Source organism: Skermania piniformis, assembly GCF_019285775.1.
Lineage (GTDB): Bacteria > Actinomycetota > Actinomycetes > Mycobacteriales > Mycobacteriaceae > Skermania > Skermania pinensis.
The window spans coordinates 3,555,252-3,570,780 of sequence record NZ_CP079105.1 but is presented as its reverse complement, the minus strand read 5'-3'; the positions used below and the strand labels follow the sequence as shown (position 1 = coordinate 3,570,780).

Genomic DNA, 15,529 nt, shown 5'->3' with positions numbered 1-15,529 from the left:
CATGTCGAAGCGTTACCCGCCCGAGGTTCGTGAGAAGGCGTTGCGGCTGGCTCTGGATCGGTTGGACGAGTACGGATCCGCGTATGCGGCCGCCCAGGCGATCGGCTCGATGGTCGACGTGCATCCCGAAACGCTGCGGCTGTGGATCGTGAAGGCGCAGTCGGCCGGAGTGTCGGCATCGGCACCGACCATGCAGACCGCCGAGCAGGTCGAGCTCGAACGGTTGCGGCGTGAGAACCGAGAACTTAAGCAGGCCAACGAGATCGTGAAGTTGGCGTCGGCTTTTTTCGCGCGGGAGCTCGACCCGCGACACCGTTGATCGTCGGCTTCATCGACCAGTACCGCCAGGTCTAGGGCGTCGAGTCGCTCTGCGCCGCGCTCACCGAGCACGGCATCCAGATCGCACCCCGGACCTACCCGCAAAGCCCGCTATCGGCCGGCCTCGGCTCGCGATGTCGCCGACGCACACCTCGAGCACGACGCGGCGTTCTGCACCGTCGACCGGATCATGCGCGATCTCGGTATGAACGGGGTGGTCAGAGGCCGCACGCTGCGCACGACGATCCCCGCGAAGGACGGTGTGCGGGCCGGTGACCGGCTCAACCGCGACTTCACCGCCGCGGCACCGGACCTGGTGTGGGTCGCCGACTTCACCTACGTGTCGACCTGGACCGGCTGGGCCTACGTCGCGTTCGTGTTCGACGCCTCCTCCCGCGCGATCGTCGGGTGGACCACGTCGAGTACGAAGACCACCGGGTTGGTGTCCAAAGCGCTCAACATGGCGGTCTGGCGGCGCGAGCACTACGGGCGCCCGATCGAACCCGGACTGATCCACCACTGGGATGCCGGGTCGCAATACACGTCCGTGAAGTTCACTGAATCCCTTGCTCTGCGAGGGCTCTCGGCGTCGATCGGGAGTGTCGGCGACGCCTATGGCAACGCGCTCGCCGAGTCGATCATCGGGTTGTTCAAGACCGAGGTCGTGCGCCGGCACGGGCCGTTCAAGACCGTCGACGACGTCGAGTACGCACTCATGGAACGGGTCGACTGGTACAACAACGCACGTCTGCACTCACGGCTGGACTACCTCACCCCGGTCGAGTACGAGACCGCCCACTACGCTCAAAACCCGGCACGCCGACCGGCGCTGGTCAACACCTGAAGCCGGTCCCTTACCCGTGACGGTTCATCTTGTCTTTGCGGTAGCGCGTGACCACGCCGGACTTGGCGAGTGCTCGACTGATTGTCTCCCGATGGGCGCGGTAGGAGCTGGCCAGCTCGGCGACGGTAGCTCCGGCTTCGTACCGCTCGACAACATCCGCAATCTCATCGGTCGATAGGATCCGGTTGGGACGGTAGCTGCGACCGGCAGCTGCCGCCGCTGGCCGCTCCGTCTTTGGCGACTCGGGCGGTCGGGCTCGGCGTCGGTTCATCCGGCGCCTTGTTTGCTCCCTTCGCCCCTTCCGCCGTCGCCGTCGCTTCGCTTCCGGATCCACCAACGTCCGAAACGGCTCGGCCAGCTCACCCCACGCTCGGTCTTTGTTGACATAGGTCTTTGGTGAAGAGGGCTTGGTTGTTGAGCCGCCGGACTATGCAGCCGCCCTTGGCATGCTTGGCTGGGGCCCGCACTTGCGGATCACTTGCGCACGGCCGAGTTCGCCCAGGTGGCGCAGCTGCGCTGTTCGTGGACGTGTCGGCGCCCGACGGCTCGGGTAATGTATGCATCGCAAACATTGCGGTCGGCTCAAACTTTGCCGATCGTCGACATCGATATGTACGCAGGAGACCCGATCATGACCACCGACGGTACGACCGATCGAGCTTTCGACATCGTGCTCTTCGGTGCCACCGGCTTCACCGGCCGTCTTACCGCCGAGTACCTGGCCGCGCACCTGCCCGACACCGCCCGCTGGGCCTTGGCCGGGCGTAACCAGGCCAAGCTGGCGGCGGTCCGCGACCGACTGGCCGGGATCGATCCCCGCTTGGGTGAGCTGCCGCTGGTGCACGCGGACTCGGCGGATTCTGCATCGTTGCGGGTCGTGGCAGAGTCGGCGCAGGTCGTGATCACGACGGTCGGTCCCTACCTGGAGTACGGCGGCCCGCTCGTGGCGGCCTGTGCCGCGGCGGGAACCGACTACGTGGACCTCACCGGCGAGCCCGAATTCGTCGATCGGATGTATCTCGAGCACCATGCCACGGCGCAATCGACCGGGGCCCGGCTGGTGCACGCGTGTGGCTTCGATTCCATCCCGCACGACCTCGGAGCGCTCTATACGGTGCAGCAGCTACCAACTGGCGTCCCGCTCACGGTCCGCGGAGTATTTCGTACCAATGCCGCGATCTCCGGTGGCACATTGCATTCGGGCCTCGGCCAGCTATCGCGGCTGCCGGCCATGCAGCGTGCGGCGACCGAGCGCAAACGCGTCGAGTCCCGGCCGCAGAACCGCCGGGTCCGCGCCAAGCTCGGCGCTCCCCGGCACGATCGCATCCTGGATACCTGGCTGATTCCGCTCCCCACGATCGACCCGGAAATCGTGCAGCGCTCCGGTCGCGCCCGCGCCGACTACGGCCCGGACTTCACCTACTCGCACTACGCCGGCGTCCGGCGCGCGGTTACCGTCCTCGGCGCTGCCGCAGGTTTCACCGCCGCGCTCGTCGCCGTGCAGGTACCGGCTGCTCGCCGCGCCATCGGTAACCGGATTCCGCAGGGTGACGGGCCGTCGCAGCAGCGTCGCGACCGGACCTGGTTCACCGTCGACTTCGTCGGCGAGGGCGGCGGCCGCACGGTACATACCCAGGTGCGTGGGGGCGACCCGGGCTACACCGAGACCGCAAAGATGCTGTCTGAGGCGGCCATGAGCCTCGCCTTCGACGACAACCCGCCGACCTCCGGACAGGTCACCACCGCAACTGCCATGGGCGAGAATCTCCTGCGACGGCTCGCTTCTGCCGGAATCGACTTCACCGTCGTCGGAACGGACTCCTGACGCGAAGTACCCGCAGGGATCGCTCCCTGCGGGTACTCGGCCGGTGAATCCGATCCGGATGAATCAGATACAGATTGCCGCCGTGACCGGCGCTGGCACCGGCAGGACCAGGCAGATCGGTACGGTGACCGATCCGAAGGACAGCGCCGGCTGGACCGGTAGATAGGACGGGGCCGCCGAGGCGGCCGGGGCCATACCGAGTCCGATGGCGGCTACCGCCGCACCGCAGGTGACGGTTCGGGTGATGATTTTGCGGACATTCAACGAGATCACTCTCCGCTGGTCGAGGACGGGGATCTTTCCCAGCCTAAGCCGCGAGATCCCGATGCGCATCATCGGTTGCCGAGGCGATGCCGGTCGTGCCGATGGTCAGGCCAACGGCCACGACGATCGGTTGGGTCGCAGGCCCAGCGAAAACAACTGGCGCAGGTTCAGCCCGGACGCCGGCCGCAGCCGGGGTCGATCGGCCGCAGCGGCGGGGGCCGGCCGAAGCCGGGAACCGTCGCTGCGATTGCCGAGGGTGAACCAGGTGGTAGACGTCGTGCTCCCGACCATCGCCGACTCCTCCTGATCAGTGGTGTTCGGTTTCGGTTCCGCCGGTTGGTCGGATCCGTGTTCGAGCAGGGCAACGCCGACCGGGGTCGGTTCGGCTGCCGGGTGTTCGTTGGCACCGGGCTCTTCTTCGGTACAGCTGGTGGTGATGTCGACCGGCCGACGGGTGCCGTAGTCGGTCGGGAACAGATGGGTGAGCGTCTCCTCGGGGAAAATGGTTCGTCTGTGCTCGGCCAGGAACCCGAAAACACTGCCCGGCCGCAAGACATTGCTCGAGACGGACTCCGCGTTCAACAACTGCTGCTCATCGGATCGACTCTGCATATTTCTGATCATTCCAAATTCATGATCAACAAACCTCACGCCACGCTGGAGTGCTCAGGAGTTCCACGAGTCACAACCTAGCGGGCTCGAGAATCCAACCCGACGCCGGGTATGCGGAAACGGGATAAATCAAACTTGAAGTACTTTCTCCGGCCGGCCGTTCGCGGATTTGGCCATGACGGGCGACGTTGCTAAGCTTGCCGAGCTCCCGATCGAGAGATCGGCGAGGCCCTGTGGCGCAGTTGGTTAGCGCGCCGCCCTGTCACGGCGGAGGTCGCGGGTTCGAGTCCCGTCAGGGTCGCACAATGTGCGCTTCGGTGTCGGTTGACGCCGTCCGGCCAGGTAGCTCAGTTGGTACGAGCGTCCGCCTGAAAAGCGGAAGGTCGCCGGTTCGATCCCGGCCCTGGCCACCCTCTCTTTCCGCAGGTCAGAGGCAGTTTGCGAGTCTCACTACGTCGGTCCGATGGTTTGTTCGGCCTCGAAATCCGCGATTGTCCGCCACGCGCGACCGTCCGCCACTTCGTCAGTCGAATCCGAGCCCGTCGAGCGCGTCCGCGACGCGATCCAGATCCGAATCGTAGAGGTCCGCGTACGTGTGTGCAGTGACCGTAATTGACGTGTGCCCCATCGTCACCTGAAGGAGCGTCAGGTCGGCGCCGGCAGAACGAGCCAGCGACGCGTACGTGTGTCGAAGGTCGTGTACGCGCAGCGTCGGCCGGACGAGTGCGACGACCTGCTTGCGCCAGTCGACGGCGCGCTCCCAGTTCTCGAGACCGAGCCGCGATCCCTTTGGGGAGGTGATCGCCGGCTCATCGTTGGGGCGGCCATCGATGCGAGCCTTCAAGAGCGGAATTAACAGTGTCGGTATCGGAATGCTGCGTCGACCGGCCTTGCTCTTGGTCGGACCCTCGACGATCGGTGGGCAGCCCAGCTGCGCGCGGCCGCAGTGCTCAACGGTGGCGATCTCGCGGACACCGAGGCACAGATCAGCGTCGGTTGCGCCGTCGCCGCTCAGCGCGGCGATACGACCCGGCGCCTCGGTCCGGAATCCGACGAGCGACTGCCGCAGATGCGCCGAGGTCCCGATTGACGCGCGGTAGCGTCCTATAGGCCGACGACGCCCGAACGCGGCATCGATCGTCAGGGTCGGTGATGGACGCTCAATTGGTTACGATCATCAGCAGCAACAGCAAGAAGCCCACCGGCAGCCTAAGCGCGATGAACCGCATGACCGTCGCCGGAGAGTTGGAGACCGGTTGCGGATGTGTCCATTCGTGCGGACGGGCATGCCGCGGTCACGCGGCGGTACCACTCCTGCCCCGTTACCACCTCCACCGCGCTCGGTTTCAGTGTGCCAGTCGTGCTTGACGACAGGGCATCCTCAGAACCGTCGAGCCATGACTCGTGAATCCCGTCAGAGAGTCCGGATACGATGTCGGCACCTTCGAAACCACCTGCGCCGCATGTTTTGAAGACTGTGCTGCGACGGACGCTACCTACTGCGCTACTTGCAGGGACTACCGTTGTCCGCAATGTCGTTCTTGAGGGTGCGAGTCCCGCAGGGGAGTCAAGTGTGCGCGCTGCAACGTAGTCTTGCCGCACGCACTGGCATGCGACTATGCGATTTTTGCGAGTGACCGACATTTCCGACGACGCAGTTTCATCGGAAAAGGGTGAGCCTCTCGCGAGGCTCGGCGACACATTCGACATCGACGTAGAGGAAAACGAGCAATAGGAATGACCACCAAAACATTGGACGCCCACGAACAGCCGCTCAGAAAGGTCTTTTCGAGCGACTACTCGTTCACGATCCCTGATTATCAGCGCCCCTACCGGTGGGGGACCGAAGAGGCCATACATCTCCTCGACGACCTCGAAGAAGCACTCGAACGAAGTTCGGACGAGCCCTACTTCCTGGGATCGCTGGTCCTGATCCGGCGATCGGGAACCGAGTTCGATGTCGTTGACGGACAGCAACGCCTGACCACACTCACTATTCTGTTCGCGGTACTGCGTGACCTCGCCGCAAGCACCGACGACGCACAGACGCTGACGAACACGGTGCTTGAACCTGGCGACTCGATCGACGACATTCCCCCGAAACCCCGGCTGCGGCTCCGGAAACAGGACGCATCATTCTTCGAAAGAAACGTCCAGACCTACGGCAATGTCGAGCACCTGGCCGGGCTCAGCAACAACGTTGCACTGTCGGAGCCGCAACAACGGATGCGGGACAACGCGCGATCGCTGTTGACCCGATTGCGGGCATGGAGCGACGCTCGACGAAAGCAGCTCGCACGTCTGCTGCGAACCCAAACCTTCCTCGTCGTCGTCAGCACACCGGACCTGAACAGCGCATACCGCATCTTCAGCGTGATGAACGCCCGCGGCCTGGACCTAACGCCCGCCGACATCTTCAAATCCAAAGTGATCGGTGCACTCGGCGACAACGACGACTACGCGAAACAGTGGGAGAACGCCGAAGAATCACTCGGCAGTAGTGACTTCACCGAGCTGTTCCGCGACATCCGAACGATCGTCAACGGCGACCGCGCCCGCCGCGAACTCCTCAAAGAGTTCCCCGACCAGGTACTCAACGCCTACCTGGACAGCCCGCAACCCGAGCGGTTCATCGACGACCTCCTATTGCCATACGCCTTGGCGTTCGAACGCACCATTGAACGCGACTTCAAAGGTACGCAATGGGCGCCCGTCAACGACTGGCTCAAACGACTGTCGATGATCGACAACAAGGACTGGCGACCCGCCGCGCTGTGGGCACTCAAACATCACGCGGACGACCCCGCGTTCCTAACCGAGTTCCTCGGCAAGCTCGAACGCTTGGCCGCCACCTTCCTCCTCCGCCGTGAGTACACGACACCCCGGATCACCCGCTACCTCGACCTTCTCCGCGACCTGAAGAACGGTCAAGGACTCGCTGCGAACGCGTTCGTACTCACAGACCAAGAGAAGGACGAATCAAGAGAGGCCGTCGGCGGTGAGGTCTATCGCATGCAGGCCGAACGCGCACGGTATGTCCTGCTTCGGCTCGACGATCTGCTGACCAAAGGGTCCGGGGCAACCTACGACCACTCCGTCATCAGCATCGAACACGTGCTCCCGCAGAACCCCGCCGCAGGGAGTGAGTGGGAGACATTGTTCACCGCAGAGCAACGCAAGGAATGGACGCATCGTCTCGGCAATCTGCTGCTGCTGAACCGACGAAAGAACAGCCAGGCCCGCAACTACGACTTCACCAAGAAGAAGTCGAGATACTTCACGACCTCGGACGGCTCGGCCGTGTTCGCATTGACGACGCAGGTCGTCGGCTACGACCAATGGACGCCCGAGGCCGTCACCGCCCGCCAGACCGAACTCACGAAGCTCCTCATCGACGAGTGGAAACTGAACTGACACGGCTCGGCGAGCGAGCGTCAGTGTCCGGCAGGCGCTCCCTCAACTGGCGCCGTGTTGCGATCCCCCACCTGGGTCGCAGGCAGGTCCCCGAGCTTGACTTGGCGGGCTGGCCGTGATGGGCGATTGATCGCACCGAGCATCCAAGGGGACCTGCCAGGAACACCAGCATGGCTCGAAGCTATTGCGGTGGACCAACTACAAATCGCAATCCGACACATGGCCCAGTCGTCGAGTCCTATCCGCTTTCGACGAGCTCGTCGACGATCTTCATCGTCTCGACCGCGACGGTCTTGACCTTGGCGATGAGGTCGACGATATAGCGCGGGTCGTCGTGCTCGTCGCACCAGTCGTTCGGGTCGTTCACGATGCCGGACGCCTTGTCGGTCTTGACCTGGTAGCGGTCGATGATCTAGGCCAGCGTCGAGCGGGAGCCGAGCATGTACCGCTCGGCCTCTTCCGGGATGCCGGTGATGGCGACCTTCGCGTTGTAGATCAGCTTGGTGACGTCGTCGACACTCTTGCGTGTGCCGGGCGCTTCTTTTTCGCCCACTTCAGCTTGGACACCCGCCAGGTCTCCCGATCGGACGGATCAGCGCCGGGCTTCAGTTGCACGTCGACCGGGTGGGGCTCAACTGGCAGGTCCCCGATAACTGGTCCACTCGGTTGTAGAGCCAGGTTGATTTGGTACCGGTTTCAGTTGATCTTGCAGGCCACGGGTGTGTGGGTGTGCCCGGCAGGCGGCAGCGTACTCGGCTGGGGTGCGGTAGCCCAGCGCCGAGTGGTGGGTGTTGTGGTCGTGTTTGAAGTCGCCGATCACGACACGGGCTTCGAGCAGGCTGGTCCAGTGGTTGCGGTTGAGGCATTCCCGGCGCAGTCGGTTGTTGAACGACTCGATGTGCCCGTTGTTCCACGGCGTCCCGGGTGGAATGTAGGCCAGCCCCACTTTCCCCGCGCAAAACGATTGCAGCGCTTGCGAAATCAGCTCGGGACCGTTGTCCATCCGGAGGATCTTCGGCGGGCCACCCGCGCGGGTGAACACCCGATCGAGCTTGGTCACCAGCGCCTCGGCGGTGATGCTGCGTTCGACCAGGTGCAGCAAGGATTCGCGGGTGTGTTCGTCGATCATCGACGCGATCGTGATCGCGGTCCCGTCGATCGTGGAGTCGAACTGGAAATCGAGGGCCCACACCACCCGGGGTGCGTCGGCCTCGACCGGGGGCACCGTCGAGATCCCGGCCCGCTTACGCGGGGACCGGGCACGCACCTGGAGGCCTTCTTCGCGCCAGAGCCGGTGAATCTTCTTCTTGTTCACTCGGGCGCCTTCCTCGTGCCGCAGCACCGCCCAGGCGCGCCGGAACCCGTGACACGGATGTTTCGCCGCGTAGGAGCGGAGCCAGTCCCGCAGATCGGCGTCCGGATCGGCCGGCGACTCGGCGAGCGGGGTCCTGCGGTAGGTGGAACGGGCCAGCCCGACCGCCTTGCACGCCAACCGCTCCGACATGTGAAGTGTCTGCTTCAGCATGTCGACGGCGCGGCGTTTGGCGGCCGGGCTCAGAATTTTCCCTTGGCCACCTCGCGTAGCGCGTCTTTCTCCAGCTCGGCCTCGGCCAGCAACTGTTTCAGCCGGGTGTTCTGCTCACGCAGCTCTTTGAGGGCTCATCGCAGATGAGGGTGTAGGTGTCGGCGCGTCGGTACCGGATAGGTGTCGAGGTCTCCCGAAGATGAAGGTTCTCACACGCCTCATCTGGAAGACCTCGACGTGCTCGACGCTACTACTTTCGCCCGCCCGGATCTGGACACGTTCATCGGTTTGGACGAGCTCGGTCTCGAAGTCACCGGCCAGCGGGTCGAACCGGATCGGGCGGTGCTGGCCTGCCGGGTCGCCGAACCCGATCGCTGGTGCCGCCGCTGCGGCTGCGAAGGCCGTTCCCGCGACACCGTCGTGCGCCGGTTGGCGCACGAACCACTCGGCTGGCGACCCACCACACTGCTGGTCACTATCCGCCGCTACCGCTGTACCGGCTGCGGGCATGTGTGGCGCCAAAACACTGAAATCGCGGCCGAACCCAGAGCTGGGCTCACCCGCCGGGCGCTGCGCTGGGCACTGGAAGGTCTTGTCTGCCAGCACCTCACGATCGCTCGGATCGCCGAAGGACTCGCGGTCTCGTGGAACACCGCCAACACCGCCGTCCTCGCCGAAGGCAAGCGGGTCCTCATCAGTGATCCGCACCGATGGGACGGGGTCACGGTCATCGGCGTCGACGAGCACGTGTGGCGGCACACCCGCAAGGGCGACAAGTACGTCACGGTGATCATCGACCTCACCCCGATCCGCGACCGAACCGGCCCCGCCCGGTTGTTGGACATGGTCGAAGACCGCTCCAAACAGGCATTCAAGACCTGGCTCGCCGAACGCCCACCATCGTGGCGCGACGCGGTGGAGGTCGTCGCGATGGACGGATTCACCGGGTTCAAGACCGCGGCCGCCGAGGAACTGCCCGCCGCGACCGCGGTCATGGACCCCTTCCATGTCGCGAGACTCGCCGGCGACGCCCTCGACCGGTGCCGGCGCCGCGTCCAACTGGACCTGCACGGACACCGCGGTCGCGCTGGTGATCCGCTCTACCGGGCCCGGCGCACCCTGCACACCGGCGCCGATCTGCTCACCGACCGGCAACGCGAACGACTCGAGCAGCTGTTCGCCGACGACGCCCACGCCCAGGTCGAAGCGACCTGGGAGATCTACCAACGGATGGTCGCCGCCTACCGCGAACCCGACCGCAGGCGCGGCCGTGAACTGATGACCGAGCTGATCAACTCGGTCAGCGACGGCGTCCCGAAAGCCCTGACCGAGATCCGCACACTCGCCCGGACCCTGACTCGTCGCGCCGACGACATCCTGGCCTACTTCGACCGGCCCGGCACCAGCAACGGCCCGACCGAGGCAATCAACGGCCGCCTCGAACACCTCCGCGGCTCCGCCCTCGGCTTCCGCAACCTCACCAACTACATCGCCCGATCACTACTCGAGACCGGCGGCTTCAGACCCCGACTACACCCTCGATTGTGAAGAGCCTCTTTGAGTTCTTTGGCGGCGTCGGTGTCCATCCCGCCGTAGGCGCGGCGCCAGTTGTACAGCGTCGCCGGCGACACCCCGAGTTCGGCGGCGATCTGTTCGCTGTTGCTGCCTGCTGCGGCGAGTTCGTCCGCGCGGCGCAGTTTCTGCACGATGTCCTTCGCGGAATGCCGTTTCCGACCAGCCATCAGTTCATCGTCCCTTCCGCCCCGCACTCGGGGCTACAGGACTCTAAAACCAGACGGACTCATTCACAGGGGACACGCCACGTACAAGTCGGCAATCAAGCTAACCGTGTCCACTTTTTCTGGGGAACCTCAAACGTCTTGCCGGTACCGCACGCCATGATCAGCTTGCCGCGGTCGTTGCCAGCGCCGACCCCCCCGAACACTTTCTCGATCGCCGTCGCCTGGTGCGGACGTGGCTCGTGACGGGTCGCTTCGGAGACGTCGATGCGTAGGTCGCCGTCGACCCACGCGATGTCCCAGTCGATTGGTGAATCGGCGATCTCCGCGAGGCCGATCCGCTGTACCGGGATGGTCTGATCCTCGAGCGCATCCTCCGCGTTCTTCCCCCACCGGTCGGTGGTGGAGATGATGATCCGGTTGTTGAACGGGTTCTTACCCGACGCGGTGAAGAACGAATCGATGTCCTCCTTGCGGAGCTGGTGCTTCGGCTCGTAGAACTTGCACTGGATCGCCGTGTACTCACCACTGTCGCGCTCGCGGGCGACGAGGTCGATTCCAGTGTCGGGCTTGCCTTTACGGCCAGGCCAGTCGATCCATCGCCACACCGTGTCGTACTGCTGCGACAGCAGCGGATCAAGGTCGAAGTAGCGGACCATGAGCTTCTCGAACTTGGTCCCGCGTTCCGAGTTCGACGGCGCTTCGCGGAATGCGTCCATCACCTCGTGGATCGAACCTGTAACCCGGCTGCCTCCATGCTCGACGTCCTGCAGGAATGAGAGTAGGTTGCCGCGACCTACACAACGGAGAGTTCACGATGCGTGCGTGTCGCGGTGCCATGGCTTCTCTTCGTCGCGGCCTAAGCGGCCTAGGGTTGTTCCGAGGGAGGGGCATAACCCCGAGTTCACCGCTACCCGCGGCGAACCCGTGCTGTATGTTCGGCGTTCTCGAACCTGATCACACCCGACGAGTGTTTAGACGAACCGGCCCCGGTCAAGCGTCGGTGTATCGATCGGCACAGTCGACCGATAGATCCGCACTGGGCACTTGTCCACCGTGTAGAACCGGATTGGCGTCCACGTGATCCCGACTGCGTTCAGTGCCTTTCGATGGGACTTCCACTCGTCACGGAGCGGCTTCCTCTCCGCCGGCCCGAACCGATGATCCGTCAAGACGAGTAGCCGCACCCGTTTCGGGTACAGCGCCGTCCCCTCGACGATTTCAAGCCGGAGCTGTTCGACCGCATCGCACCAGTCCCGTGACTTCTTCGCCTTCGAGAGCATCTTGCGCATGGCCTCGAACACAGGACCAGCCAACTCGTCGTGGACCGCGGCTCGAGCGAGTTTGCTGGCCAGGCGTTGCCCCAGGATCAGCTCGTCCTCAATCGAGGCGAATCCCTTGACGGGTTCGACGGCCGCGAGCAGGCCTTTGCTTACCGGCACCGTCGCCCGCAGGTCAACCGCCCACGTCGCACCGTTGACCGGAGGCTGGTTGAGCCAGACGTACTCGGAGACCTGGTGGTCCTTGATCTGCTGGATCTTCTCCGCCGGGAAGGCGGAGATATCGCGGACCGGGCACACCTGCACCAACGGGTGCCGGGCCGCCGGGGCACCCGCGATGTCACAGGTCTGCGATACCACCGCCGCGTACCCGGTGTCGCTCAGCGGCGCGGAACGCGCACGCGCCTCACCCACTGCTCCACCGGCAGAAGGTTCACCTGTCACGGGGTCGTCCACCCACGCCGGGACGATCCACGCGCCGCGGTCCATCTTGATGAGGTGCCCCTGCCTCCACCGCTCCAGCGCGGCGAGCGTCTCCGGGGTCCATGACTCCGGTAGAAGCCGATCGATCGTCACCGGGCGAATCCGTCCTCGGCATCCTCAGTCACCAGCGGGCCGCCGGAACGGATGATCGGTGTCTCTACGTACTCCGCAACCCCCTCGTAGACCGAGGTGCCGATCTCACGTCTGGGGAACGGCGCTAGATTCACAGCCAGGTCCACGAGCTCATCAAACCTGCCGTCGAGCAGTGCGCTGATGCGCTTATTGTCGCCGCGCAGCCATCTGTTCAAGGGCTGATCCAGCGCCTCCCGCAGGTCATCGACGGCGTCCGCCAGCTCCCACAGCCGACCCAAACTGGCGACACGTGGACGGCTTCCGGCAGGTTTGTCCGACCAGGAGTGGAAGGTGCGCTTGCTAATGCCGGTCGCCTCGAACATCTCCTTCTGTGTGAGGCCCGTCTCGGCGCGGAGGCGCTCGAACGCGTCTACGACATCGGCGGTATCATCCACGCCGCCGTCGGTGGCGACCACCACCGTGTCGATGAACGTATACGGGGCCGTCAACCACAGCGCCGATCCCGGGAGGTCGAGCTGGCCGTCAAGGCCCTTGAACACCTCAACGCGAATCTGATCCCAGACGCAGGGATCGAGCGCGCCGGAGAAGTGCGCGACGACATCCCGCAGCCCCGGTGACGAATTGATCTCCACGAACGTGCTCAGCCAGGGGCTCGCTGCGTCGCAGGGCGCCGGATGCCGATCCCGTCGCTCACGCACCCGTGATGGTGACCGGAGCACGCGGGAGCCGGTCGGCTGTTGCTGCATGATCGTCATCCCTCGCCTCCCTCCCGCAGCTCCTTCAGATAAGCGTCGGTGACCGATGACTGGAAGATCGACAGTGCCGTGCGGTTCAAGCGCTCCGCGGAGATCACGACCTGTTCGGGGTCGAACGTGAACGACGAGTGACGGAACACGTCAGTGTCGAGTAGGTACTGCACACACTTGCCGGAGTCGTCCCGGACCGGGCCGTGGCGCAGCAGCGCAACGTGATGGTCGTCGATGCGGATCTCCACCTGCTGCTGGGCGCCCTGGACGCTGTTGCCGAAGTCAGGATTAAGTACCGGCCCCAGGAGGGTGTCGTCGATGCGGCCGTGCCACGCTGCAGCGGAGTCGAACCCGCTGTCGTGGAAGCGGTCGACGTAGCGCAGACCGATCCGGTGCACCAGCGACGGCTTGACCAGTCGGGCGAGAGACTCAACGAGGACGGCCAGCGGCGTCTTCATGCTGGTGCTCCAGCGCTCGTAGCGGTTCATCTGCATGATCAGGATGTCGGGCATGAGGGTGATAAGGGCACCGTCCGCCGACGCGATCTGCCACCCGCGGGACTCAGCGGCGACCTGCGACACGCCGTTGGTGCCGAAGTCAATGCGCATCTGCTGCTGGACCGTGGGCTGGATGGTCGGGTAGTCGAGGCCGGTTTTTTCCACAAGTTCGTCGCGGAAGGTAGCCGCGATCTCCGGGGAGATCTCCGCGATGGACGAGGTGTAGCGGATCTCGATCACTGCGACTTCGAGCGGAGCGTTGCCAAGCAGCGTCGGATCAGCCGGCGGGAGATCCCCCAGAGGGACGTCCTCGACGCCGTGCGGCGTGTTCGGGCCGATGGTCATAGCGTCCTGTCCATAGAGATGCACCTTAGGTGCACCTACCGACAAGTGTATGCGTAATGGCCGGAGAAGAGGCTGTGGGAGAGCTAGTCTCAATGCCGTCAAGTTGGGCGGTGGTGGTGGTTGTCACGGTGGCGCGCCGGTGTGGACGTCGATTCTGGTGATGGTGTGGCTGGGGCCGCGGAGTCTGGCGCTGGCGGTGTGGGGCGTAGTTCGAGATCGCTCGTTTGACCACGCGGGGGGCGCTGCGGGGACGGCGTCGGGGTAGTGGGTCGGCGAGGATCTGGCGGCCGATTGCGCCGATCAGGTCGACGATGGTGTCAGCGATCAGGCCGGCAGCTTTGATGATCTGGTCACGGGCAGCGTTGAGCGCGATGAAGTGCTCTGGGTTTCGTTCCTATGTGGTTGCGAGGGCCGGGCACGGTAGGAAGAGTTCGCCGACAAGTGGGGTCACGCCTACCCGGCGATCCGACGGTTGTGGGACAACGCCTGGGAGGAATTCATCCCCTTCCTCGACTACGACGTCGAGATCCGGCGGGTGCTGTGCTCGACCAACGCGATCGAGAGCTTGAACGCCCGCTACCGTCGTGCCGTGCGTGCTCGCGGGCACTTCCCGAACGAGCAGGCCGCGATGAAGACCCTGTACCTGGTCACCCGGAGCCTGGACCCGAAGGGCACCGGTCAGACACGATGGGCGATGCGGTGGAAGCCCGCACTCAACGCGTTCGCCATCACCTTCGCCGACCGCATGCCAGCAGCACAGGACCGCCGACATGAACACCGCCACTTACACCGTTCATCGGACAGTCCCCCGGCCCGCAGGCGCGGTGCGCCAGCGGAGCGAACTAACAGGGCCGGCGCGGCGCCGTAGGCGCCGCCTTGATCGTATACAGCGGAATTCGGCAACGTCGGCGGCAAGGTGCTGGGGTCAGGCGCTCGCCGATGCTCCGAATCGATGTGCTTTCGCCACTGCGTAGCTGTACGCGTCCGGCTACGAGCGGCTATCGAAGAGCGGGCTTTCGTACGGGCCGTGGTACGGCGTGATTGCAGCCGCTCGATCGAGCCGGATCGAGTGGCGTGCCTCGTTGATGAACCGCTCACGAGCTTCGTTTTGTCTCGCCTGGAGCCGTCTCCACTCATCCTCGTTCGGCACTGGCGTGGCTTCGGCCGCCGCGTACCACCGATCATCGTCGGCCGTGTGAAGTTGCTCGGCGGCCTTGACGACAGACGCCGGTGCGATCAGCCGTAACCGTGTCAGGCTCTCGTTCGAGTCGGCATGTACACCTGAGGCTCTTTCCTGCAAGGACCTCAGCGCGCGGGCGTCGGGAGCTTGATTCGAGAGCCGCAGTCTGCGCGCTCTTCCGCTGCCACGGTTGAAGCTGGCCCCCAAGAAGTCGACGTATGCGTCCATCAGGGAATCTCGCAGCCACTTTCGGTGCTCTCGTCGTCCCGTCAGAACCAACGCCACGCCAGAGACTATTACCGCGATGGCAGCCGCTACGGCGCTCAGTACTGACGACAGCTGCGACATGGGACACAGATACCGC

Annotated in this window: 14 protein-coding genes, 2 tRNA genes, 3 pseudogenes and 1 other annotated feature; of the genes and pseudogenes, 8 read left to right on the top strand and 11 right to left on the bottom strand. The window is 64.6% G+C overall.

The features are described from left to right. Position 1 precedes the first annotated feature (1 nt). The 3 genes from KV203_RS16595 (at position 2) to KV203_RS16585 (ending at position 2,987) form a co-directional block, all read left to right on the top strand. On the top strand, positions 2-319 hold the full coding sequence (locus KV203_RS16595) for a transposase (protein WP_169797547.1): 318 nt from the start codon (positions 2-4) through the stop codon (positions 317-319). Then, positions 280-408: a sequence feature (AL1L pseudoknot), on the top strand. Its footprint overlaps the gene before it by 40 nt. Positions 409-508: 100 nt before the next feature. Next, positions 509-1,162, top strand: a complete 654-nt coding sequence (locus tag KV203_RS16590) for an IS3 family transposase (protein WP_066473957.1) — start codon at positions 509-511, stop codon at positions 1,160-1,162. 631 nt (positions 1,163-1,793) lie between these two features. Then, the gene (locus KV203_RS16585; protein ID WP_066474095.1) at positions 1,794-2,987 is read left to right on the top strand and encodes a saccharopine dehydrogenase family protein; all 1,194 of its coding nucleotides are present in this window, start codon (positions 1,794-1,796) and stop codon (positions 2,985-2,987) included. A gap of 63 nt (positions 2,988-3,050) precedes the next feature. Here KV203_RS16585 and KV203_RS16580 read toward each other — a convergent pair whose 3' ends face one another. Further along, entirely contained in the window at positions 3,051-3,251 is a 201-nt protein-coding gene (locus KV203_RS16580) for a hypothetical protein (RefSeq protein WP_083530298.1), read from the bottom strand. Positions 3,252-3,356: 105 nt separating this feature from the next. Beyond that, on the bottom strand, positions 3,357-3,863 hold the full coding sequence (locus KV203_RS16575) for a hypothetical protein (RefSeq protein ID WP_066473952.1): 507 nt from the start codon (positions 3,861-3,863) through the stop codon (positions 3,357-3,359). A 227-nt stretch (positions 3,864-4,090) separates the two neighbouring features. Between KV203_RS16575 and KV203_RS16570 the strand changes: the two genes are divergently transcribed. After that, positions 4,091-4,164: transfer RNA gene (locus tag KV203_RS16570), tRNA-Asp, on the top strand. Between the two features lie 35 nt (positions 4,165-4,199). Continuing rightward, positions 4,200-4,273, top strand: a tRNA-Phe gene (locus KV203_RS16565). Positions 4,274-4,386: 113 nt separating this feature from the next. Here the strand turns inward: KV203_RS16565 and KV203_RS19800 are convergent. Further along, positions 4,387-4,707, bottom strand: a complete 321-nt coding sequence (locus KV203_RS19800; RefSeq protein WP_066473950.1) for a tyrosine-type recombinase/integrase — start codon at positions 4,705-4,707, stop codon at positions 4,387-4,389. Positions 4,708-5,600: 893 nt separating this feature from the next. On the opposite strand from KV203_RS19800, the gene KV203_RS16555 reads away from it, so the two are divergent. Then, positions 5,601-7,277, top strand: a complete 1,677-nt coding sequence (locus tag KV203_RS16555) for a DUF262 domain-containing protein (protein ID WP_157079944.1) — start codon at positions 5,601-5,603, stop codon at positions 7,275-7,277. 238 nt (positions 7,278-7,515) lie between these two features. Here the strand turns inward: KV203_RS16555 and KV203_RS19795 are convergent. Then, positions 7,516-7,928: pseudogene (locus tag KV203_RS19795) on the bottom strand (type ISP restriction/modification enzyme); the annotation flags it as partial. Then, a complete protein-coding gene (locus tag KV203_RS16545) occupies positions 7,909-8,781 on the bottom strand; it encodes an IS3 family transposase (protein WP_246600192.1) in 873 nt (290 codons plus the stop codon). The gene KV203_RS16545 and the pseudogene KV203_RS19795, both read right to left, overlap by 20 nt. A gap of 258 nt (positions 8,782-9,039) precedes the next feature. Between KV203_RS16545 and KV203_RS16540 the strand changes: the two genes are divergently transcribed. Continuing rightward, complete coding sequence (locus tag KV203_RS16540; protein WP_066473944.1) at positions 9,040-10,350, top strand: ISL3 family transposase; 1,311 nt, start codon at positions 9,040-9,042, stop codon at positions 10,348-10,350. Here KV203_RS16540 and KV203_RS16535 read toward each other — a convergent pair. The 5 genes and pseudogenes from KV203_RS16535 to KV203_RS16515 form a co-directional block, all read right to left on the bottom strand. Continuing rightward, on the bottom strand, positions 10,287-10,544 hold the full coding sequence (locus KV203_RS16535; RefSeq protein WP_066473941.1) for a transposase: 258 nt from the start codon (positions 10,542-10,544) through the stop codon (positions 10,287-10,289). The genes KV203_RS16540 and KV203_RS16535 overlap by 64 nt on opposite strands. A gap of 131 nt (positions 10,545-10,675) precedes the next feature. Next, a pseudogene (locus KV203_RS16530) lies at positions 10,676-11,260 on the bottom strand (restriction endonuclease); the annotation flags it as partial. 255 nt (positions 11,261-11,515) lie between these two features. Beyond that, a complete protein-coding gene (locus KV203_RS16525) occupies positions 11,516-12,397 on the bottom strand; it encodes a hypothetical protein (protein WP_157079943.1) in 882 nt (293 codons plus the stop codon). Next, a complete protein-coding gene (locus tag KV203_RS16520) occupies positions 12,394-13,152 on the bottom strand; it encodes a helix-turn-helix domain-containing protein (RefSeq protein ID WP_157079942.1) in 759 nt (252 codons plus the stop codon). Before KV203_RS16520 ends, KV203_RS16525 begins: the two co-directional genes overlap by 4 nt. Continuing rightward, on the bottom strand, positions 13,149-13,985 hold the full coding sequence (locus KV203_RS16515; protein ID WP_157079941.1) for a TIGR04255 family protein: 837 nt from the start codon (positions 13,983-13,985) through the stop codon (positions 13,149-13,151). The genes KV203_RS16520 and KV203_RS16515 overlap by 4 nt, the downstream gene beginning before the upstream one ends. Positions 13,986-14,409: 424 nt before the next feature. Between KV203_RS16515 and KV203_RS16510 the strand changes: the two are divergent. Further along, positions 14,410-14,745, top strand: a pseudogene (locus tag KV203_RS16510) (transposase); the annotation flags it as partial. A 228-nt stretch (positions 14,746-14,973) separates the two neighbouring features. Here KV203_RS16510 and KV203_RS16505 read toward each other — a convergent pair. Then, positions 14,974-15,450, bottom strand: a complete 477-nt coding sequence (locus tag KV203_RS16505; protein ID WP_157079940.1) for a hypothetical protein — start codon at positions 15,448-15,450, stop codon at positions 14,974-14,976. Between the last annotated feature and the right edge of the window lie 79 nt (positions 15,451-15,529).

What these genes read in the sequence shown, in the direction of transcription:
- KV203_RS16595 (WP_169797547.1), top strand. Translation starts at nt 2, where the DNA reads ATGTCGAAGCGTTACCCGCCCGAGGTTCGTGAGAAGGCGTTGCGGCTG.
- KV203_RS16590 (WP_066473957.1), top strand. Translation starts at nt 509, where the DNA reads ATGCGCGATCTCGGTATGAACGGGGTGGTCAGAGGCCGCACGCTGCGC.
- KV203_RS16515 (WP_157079941.1), bottom strand. Translation starts at nt 13,985, where the DNA reads ATGACCATCGGCCCGAACACGCCGCACGGCGTCGAGGACGTCCCTCTG.
- KV203_RS16585 (WP_066474095.1), top strand. Translation starts at nt 1,794, where the DNA reads ATGACCACCGACGGTACGACCGATCGAGCTTTCGACATCGTGCTCTTC.
- KV203_RS16535 (WP_066473941.1), bottom strand. Translation starts at nt 10,544, where the DNA reads ATGGCTGGTCGGAAACGGCATTCCGCGAAGGACATCGTGCAGAAACTG.
- KV203_RS16545 (WP_246600192.1), bottom strand. Translation starts at nt 8,781, where the DNA reads ATGTCGGAGCGGTTGGCGTGCAAGGCGGTCGGGCTGGCCCGTTCCACC.
- KV203_RS16555 (WP_157079944.1), top strand. Translation starts at nt 5,601, where the DNA reads ATGACCACCAAAACATTGGACGCCCACGAACAGCCGCTCAGAAAGGTC.
- KV203_RS16575 (WP_066473952.1), bottom strand. Translation starts at nt 3,863, where the DNA reads ATGCAGAGTCGATCCGATGAGCAGCAGTTGTTGAACGCGGAGTCCGTC.
- KV203_RS16520 (WP_157079942.1), bottom strand. Translation starts at nt 13,152, where the DNA reads ATGACGATCATGCAGCAACAGCCGACCGGCTCCCGCGTGCTCCGGTCA.